The 1,856-nt window shown below is 67.3% G+C and carries 2 protein-coding genes and 1 pseudogene; all 3 read right to left on the reverse strand.

Going from position 1 to position 1,856, the window contains the following annotated elements; genetic code table 11:
• Positions 1 to 367, reverse strand: a pseudogene (locus tag ELR45_RS37565) (amidohydrolase family protein); the annotation flags it as partial.
• Positions 368 to 448: 81 nt separating this feature from the next.
• Entirely contained in the window at positions 449 to 958 is a 510-nt protein-coding gene (locus ELR45_RS11650; RefSeq protein ID WP_129666140.1) for a hypothetical protein, read from the reverse strand.
• Positions 942 to 1,856: alpha/beta hydrolase family protein (locus tag ELR45_RS11655; protein WP_165367688.1), on the reverse strand; the 915-nt coding region annotated here is incomplete at its 5' end. The genes ELR45_RS11655 and ELR45_RS11650, both read right to left, overlap by 17 nt.

The raw sequence follows: 1,856 nt of genomic DNA on the forward strand, positions 1-1,856 counted from the left end.
TGGTGATGCCGGCGTCTAGGGCGCCGAGGGCGCCGATGGTGTTGCCGGAGTACACGTCCTCGGGCGTGTACTCCGGACCCCAGGTGAGCTGGATGTGCTGTCGGTAGGCGCCGAAGTCCCAGCCGATGCCGGTCTGACGGACCGCGCCCTGCCAGGTGTGGCGGTGGGTGTCGATGAACCCGGGCAGCACGGCGCGGTCGGTGCCGTCGATGACGATGGCGCCCTCGGCGGTTAGGTCGGTGCCAATGTCGGCGATCTTGCCGTCGCGGACCAGCAGGTCGCCGACGAGCTCACCGTGCGCGGGGTCCTGGGTGAGGAGGTGGGCGTTCTTGATGAGGATGTCACCGGTGGGGATGGACTGGTTCATGTCGAGGATCTCCGTTGTCCGTGTCGTTGCTGGCGAAGGCCGAGCGGCTCGAGGGGGTATGGGGATGACGGGAACGCCGGGTTACGGCCGCCCCTTGCGCTTCGTGAGGTCGAGGTGCTGCAAGTCGCTGCCGATGACGACATCGCCCGAGTAGCCCATCCGAGCCCACCTCCTCCACCGATTCGGGTCGATCGTTCCGTTGGCCAGGTCGGCCATGTGGGAGACCACCAGCCGCTGGGCGCCTGCAGCCTCAGCGATAGCGCCTACTTTCTGCACCTCGACGTCGGATTCGATGACGTGCGAGCGGAACGCGTCGGGCAGTTGGGCGCCCTCGAGGTTGACTGCCTCGTGGATCAGCAGGTCGGTTTGGCCGGCGAGTCTGAGCAGGTTCTGCCAGTAGGTGGTGTCCCCTGAGAGGGTCACCGACCCGTAGTCGGTATCGAACCGGAACGTGAAGGCAGGGAAGATCGGCCCGTGCGGCACCAGGGTTGCCGTCACCCGGACACGGTCGTCCTCCATCACGACGAAGGGGGCCAAGACACCCGCCCTGTCGGCGTTGCACACGAAATGCACATTACTGTTCTCCTTCACGATGTGCCGATGAGCCGGACACGAGACGCTCCTCAACCTCTGAGGGGACGTCGCCGCTGCCGCCATGGGCTGCGGTGATCAGGTGGTCGGCGAACCAGTCAGCGACCAAGGTGTGCTTCTCGTGCGAGTGGTTGTAGATGCAGTGGTCGCCGTCGGCCCACTCACGCCAGGTCTTGTCGGTAGAGGCGGCGAGGTCGTACAGCTGGCGGGCGTTCTCGACGAGGAACACCTGGTCGGGTGTCCCGTGCAGGACCAGCAGCGGGCACGTCAGGTCGGCGAGCTCGTCCTCGTCGAGGACGTACGCGCCGATGGCTTCGGTGGCCTCGTCGGGGTCAGGGATGCCGAGCAGCGGTTGAACCTTGCTGGTGAAGCGGTGGAAACGGTCGAGGATTTCGGCTGGCCGGACGGTGCCGCCGTTGACGCAGCACGCGGCGACCCGGGCGTCGGCGGCCGCGACGGCTGCGGCGAGGTACCCGCCCATGGAGTTGCCCCACATGCCCACCTGGCCGACACGGGGGTCGTCGGCCAGGTGGTCGATGACGACTGCGAACGCCTTGGTGAAGTCGCGGTCGAGAACGAGGTTTCCGAACAGGCGTGACTCGCCCTGACCGGGACCGTCGAGGAGCAGCGTGGCGATGCCGCGCTGGTTCAGGTAGGTGGCGCCGACGTGGTACTCCTCGCGCCAGCCGTCGAACCCGCCGAAGATGACCACGACGGGCACAGGTGCTTCCGCTGCGCCTGCGGGGAGGGTGAGCCAGCCGCCGAGCGTCCCGTCCCGGTAGGGGATGTGGAGGTGCTCGACGGGCGGGTCGACCAGGGCGCCGGCGGCGGCGTAGGCGCCCATCATCTGTTGGAACAGTTGCCTCTTCCGGTCGGAGTCCTCGAGAATGACCTGTCC

Source organism: Phytoactinopolyspora endophytica, from assembly GCF_004138495.1.
In the GTDB taxonomy this organism is placed as follows: Bacteria; Actinomycetota; Actinomycetes; order Jiangellales; family Jiangellaceae; genus Phytoactinopolyspora; species Phytoactinopolyspora endophytica.